This is a genomic window from Leptospiraceae bacterium, assembly GCA_016708435.1.
Classification (GTDB): domain Bacteria; phylum Spirochaetota; class Leptospiria; order Leptospirales; family Leptospiraceae; genus UBA2033.
The window spans coordinates 1-4,577 of record JADJFV010000029.1 but is presented as its reverse complement, the minus strand read 5'-3'; the positions used below and the strand labels follow the sequence as shown (position 1 = coordinate 4,577).

General features: G+C 30.4%; 5 protein-coding genes. 4 read left to right on the top strand and 1 reads right to left on the bottom strand.

Features of this window, described 5'->3' with window-relative positions:
- Window positions 1-1,006: 1,006 nt before the first annotated feature.
- From IPH52_18940 to IPH52_18925, 4 genes are all read left to right on the top strand, one after another.
- Entirely contained in the window at window positions 1,007-1,240 is a 234-nt protein-coding gene (locus IPH52_18940) for a hypothetical protein (GenBank protein MBK7057082.1), read from the top strand.
- Window positions 1,241-1,961: 721 nt separating this feature from the next.
- Complete coding sequence (locus IPH52_18935) at window positions 1,962-2,297, top strand: hypothetical protein (protein MBK7057081.1); 336 nt, start codon at window positions 1,962-1,964, stop codon at window positions 2,295-2,297.
- A gap of 31 nt (window positions 2,298-2,328) precedes the next feature.
- Window positions 2,329-3,402, top strand: a complete 1,074-nt coding sequence (locus IPH52_18930; GenBank protein ID MBK7057080.1) for a hypothetical protein — start codon at window positions 2,329-2,331, stop codon at window positions 3,400-3,402.
- Between the two features lie 223 nt (window positions 3,403-3,625).
- Window positions 3,626-4,327 (top strand): hypothetical protein, encoded by a 702-nt coding sequence (locus tag IPH52_18925; protein MBK7057079.1) that lies wholly within the window; start codon window positions 3,626-3,628, stop codon window positions 4,325-4,327.
- 81 nt (window positions 4,328-4,408) lie between these two features.
- Here IPH52_18925 and IPH52_18920 read toward each other — a convergent pair whose 3' ends face one another.
- Window positions 4,409-4,561, bottom strand: a complete 153-nt coding sequence (locus IPH52_18920; protein MBK7057078.1) for a hypothetical protein — start codon at window positions 4,559-4,561, stop codon at window positions 4,409-4,411.
- Between the last annotated feature and the right edge of the window lie 16 nt (window positions 4,562-4,577).

Genomic DNA, 4,577 nt, shown 5'->3' with positions numbered 1-4,577 from the left:
GCACTCATAGTTCTGCGACTCCAAAGTAAAAGCCTAAATAGAAAAATTCATTTAAAATTTGGCTCAATTATTTTGACAACCAAATCAAATTTTATTCGCTACTTTTTTAGTTCATCTCATTTCGACAGTTTGCAAAAAATAAAAATGGTTTTTGCTGCGCTGACTTTTTTAATAGTTGTAGTTTGAAAGTTTTGCTGTTAATTTTAAAGTTCACCTTTTTCTCGACAGTTTGAAGCATAAAACTTTTAAAAGTATTTTACCAATTTACTATCGGACTTTTTTTCTCTCGCCTCGACAGTTTGCATTTTAATTTATTTGGTGACTGCTCGTCTTTAATAGAGTAGGAGCGGGCTCGACAGTTTGACAATTTATTGAATGACTTTTAAAAGTTTTGCAACGCACATAAAACCATTTTTGCTTGGTGACTAATTTGACATTGTTGGCTTTTACTTTTTTGGACATTTTAGTTGACATTTATTCGGACTTTTAATCAACGCTGAAAGCAGACGCACACGAACGAATTGATTTGTGTTTTGATTTTCTTGTGAACCATGTCGTGAACTACAAGTGCTAACAGCATATTTGCGCTAACTGCTGGTTTTGTATATTTTGCAGTTCGCAATTCTTTTGTAAATTTGTAAAAGGTTTGCAGTTTGTAGCCGGCTTCCTGTCAGCCAAAATATGCAAACCGTTAGGCGTAAAGGTTTGAAGAATTTTGAATGGAGGCCCAATACTAAATTTGAAAACCCATTGAAATGTTTTCTTTTTGCTTCAGAGACAATCATTATTGGTTATATTTTATTTCAGACTAATTTGAAATACTTTAACAGCTAACATAATTTACTACTTTTGTTTTTTATTTTAACTTATAATGAACTTTACTTATTTCAAGACTTCTTATTTCCAAATAAATATCAAGAAATTAATAAAAAGTATACTTCTTTTTTTATTTTTTGTACTTACAAATAGCCAAGCTCAGCTGCTAGACAAAGAAGTAAGATTGATTATGGATTCAGTTCACTTCCAGTTAATTTCAGACGAGTTTGATAAAGAAATTGTAAAACCACCGTCAGAATTAGAGAATATTTCTCACTTAAGTTTTTTAAAAATAAATGATGCTGCTGGATTAAAATTTGCTAATTGCAATGGAGACAAGTTAAATATTGGTGACACTGTTTTTTTATCGGGCTTTTCATTTGTAAATCTCTCTTGCTTTGACTACAAAGCAAGGACTTTGTGACAGTCGCTTCATACTTGGACATCATAGAGGAAAGGCAAGAATTAACATCGAGAGAAGAAAAATAGGCTTTTATTCATACAGCTATAAATCACTTTTAACAAATAGAAGAAATGAGAAAAAATGGCATTGGTTTAATATCGTTAAAATCAATAATGAAACATTAATACTTGAGAGAAAATTCAATGCCGGAAGTGTAAAAAGACTTACCTTTAAAAGAATTAAAAACAAGTAAATTTTACTCAAAGTTATAATTTCAACAATCGTTTGGTTCTTTAAATGCTTTTATATTTTATAAGACAATTACAAAGAAACTGAAATTTAATCGAAGTTATAAAGACCAAGAATTTATTTAGTAAGTGAAGAAATGAAAAATACAAAAAATACCAGAGTAAAACCTCAACGCCTAACAGCATGTTTGCGCTAGCTGCTGGTTCAGTGTAAATTTGAAAGTTCGCATTTCTTTTATAAATTTGTAATAGGTTTGCAGTTCAGTGCTTCGGTATCGCAGCCATCGCAATACATGCAAATCGTTATGCACAATTATTAAGGAAGACTCAATTAGTCTATAAATTTTATAACCAACAATGACTTAAATAAAAATGAAAAAACTATACTGACATTTATTTTAGCGACAATTTTCGTAGTTACTACAACGGCTCAAAACTATCAATGGGCAAAGTCTATAGGCACAATTTCCCCGTTCGGTTTTATTGACGATGATATGGCTCGCTCAATTGCATTAGATGCTGGTGGTAATATTTATGTAACAGGCTATTTTCATGAAACGGTTGATTTTGACCCCGGAGTCGGCACTTCCAATCTAACTTCATACGGTGCATACGATGTGTTTATTGCCAAATACGTTGGAAACGGAGATTACCTCTGGGCAAATAATGTGGGAGGTATTAGTTTTGATCAAAGCATTTCCATTTTCGTAGATGGATCAGGTAATGTTTATGTAACAGGTTACTTTTCAGGAACAGCCAGTTTTAATCCGATTGACCTTAATGACACTTTAACTTCGTTCGAAGTAATGATATATTTTTGCAAAATATGATACTGACGGCAATTACCTTTGGGCTAAAGCTGTGGGTGCTACAAGTTTTGATATTGGAATATCCATAACTATAGATGATTCGGATAATGTTTATCTAGCTGGACATTTTAGTGGAACAGCCGATTTTGACCCGAGTGCTTCAACCAACACAATATCTGCCGCAGGGGGTACTGCTTCATTTTTTGCGAAATACGATCTAAACGGAAATTACCTTTGGGCTAAAAGTATCGGTAGTACCAATACTTATAATTCGGCTAATTGCATAAAAATTGATGGATTGGGTAACATTTTTATGACAAGTTATTTTCAAGGTGTTGCTGATTTTGACCCAAGTCCTTCAATAGCCAATTTAACAGCGGTAGGAGGTATGGATATGGTGCTTGCAAAATATGATTCTAATGGAAATTACCTCTGGGCTAAATCTGTGGGCAGTTCGAATGATGATTTAGGGGGTTCAATAGCTATAGACGCTTCGAACAATGTTTATGTAACAGGCTATTATCATGACACAGTCGATTTTAATCCTGGTGCTGCTACCAACACCTTAACGTCTCAAGGAGGTTCAGATATGTATATAGCCAAATACGATATTAATGGAAATTACCTTTGGGCTAAAAGTGTGGGCGGTTCTGGTGATGATGAAGGTTATTCAATCATCATAGATGCATTGGACAATGTTTATGCAATTGGCGGTTTTCATGGAACTGTAGATTTTGACCCCAACGCAGCCACTGCATATTTAAACTCTGCAGGAGGTTTAGATATGTATTTTGCAAAATATGATATCAATGGAAATTATCTTTGGGCTGCATCTGTAGGAGGTAGTATAGGTGATGATTTTGTTAAGTCATTAGCTTTAGATGCTTTAGGCAATTTTTATGTTACTGGCGCTTTTGAGGGAACAGTCGATTTTGACCCGGGTGCCTCAACTTCATTTTTAACTTCGGAAGGAGGAGTGGGTTTAGATGCGTTTATTGCTAAATACTCAGATGTAACAACTAGCATAGTGGAAGGTAACAATCAGTACTCAACAATTAGAATTTACCCCAACCCTGCATACAACCAAATATATTTTCTCAAACAAACCAATGCGCAAGCTCTGTAACTTAAATGGACAAATTATTGTTGAAATAAAAACATAAACAAACTTGACTTTGAGTGAACAACCTGCGGGTATTTACTTTGTAACACTTAATGACGAAAATGGAAATGTTTTGCAACGAAGTAAAATCGTGAAGAAATAACTGTGCATAACAGCATGCAAGCGATAGCCGCTGGTTCAGAGCTAATTTGGAAGTTCATATTTCTTTTATAAATTTGTAATAGGTTTGCAGTTCAGTGCTTCGGTATCGCGGCAAAAAAAAAAAAAAAAAAAAAAAAAAAAAAAAAAAAAAAAAAAAAAAAAAAAAAAAAAAAAAAAAAAAAAAAAAAAAAAAAAAAAAAAAAAAAAAAAAAAAAAAAAAAAAAAAAAAAAAAAAAAAAAAAAAAAAAAAAAAAAAAAAAAAAAAAAAAAAAAAAAAAAAAAAAAAAAAAAAAAAAAAAAAAAAAAAAAAAAAAAAAAAAAAAAAAAAAAAAAAAAAAAAAAAAAAAAAAAAAAAAAAAAAAAAAAAAAAAAAAAAAAAAAAAAAAAAAAAAAAAAAAAAAAAAAAAAAAAAAAAAAAAAAAAAAAAAAAAAAAAAAAAAAAAAAAAAAAAAAAAAAAAAAAAAAAAAAAAAAAAAAAAAAAAAAAAAAAAAAAAAAAAAAAAAAAAAAAAAAAAAAAAAAAAAAAAAAAAAAAAAAAAAAAAAAAAAAAAAAAAAAAAAAAAAAAAAAAAAAAAAAAAAAAAAAAAAAAAAAAAAAAAAAAAAAAAAAAAAAAAAAAAAAAAAAAAAAAACCCAACTCGACACACCAAATCGTATTAAGAGCAACCAATCGCGACTCTCTTAGGACGAGTGCTAACTCCAACCAAAAAACCAACGCATGCCGCCGCACATTTTGCCACATTTCAATTTCTCCAACCCGGGACACCCCACCCGCCATAAAAACGTAAAAGGAGCCAAAATTCACCAACGTACAGCCCCCGCACCGACAATTGTTTTTATAAATGCTAAGTTTAATGACAAAAATTATGTCATTTTCTAAACTCTTTTGCTCCGAACCATTTTAATTGTTCTGGTAATAACTTTCCATCAATATTAAAGCAATCTTCAATTCGAATCCTATATCTACCTTTAATTGAATTTAAAATTAAATAAATTTCTTTGAGTTTGAAATTTATTATCATTATCATACTCAACGAT

Excerpts from the sequence above, each read along its gene's own strand:
- IPH52_18940 (MBK7057082.1), top strand. The coding sequence starts at position 1,007 with ATGGATTCAGTTCACTTCCAGTTAATTTCAGACGAGTTTGATAAAGAA.
- IPH52_18920 (MBK7057078.1), bottom strand. The coding sequence starts at position 4,561 with ATGATAATAAATTTCAAACTCAAAGAAATTTATTTAATTTTAAATTCA.
- IPH52_18935 (MBK7057081.1), top strand. The coding sequence starts at position 1,962 with ATGGCTCGCTCAATTGCATTAGATGCTGGTGGTAATATTTATGTAACA.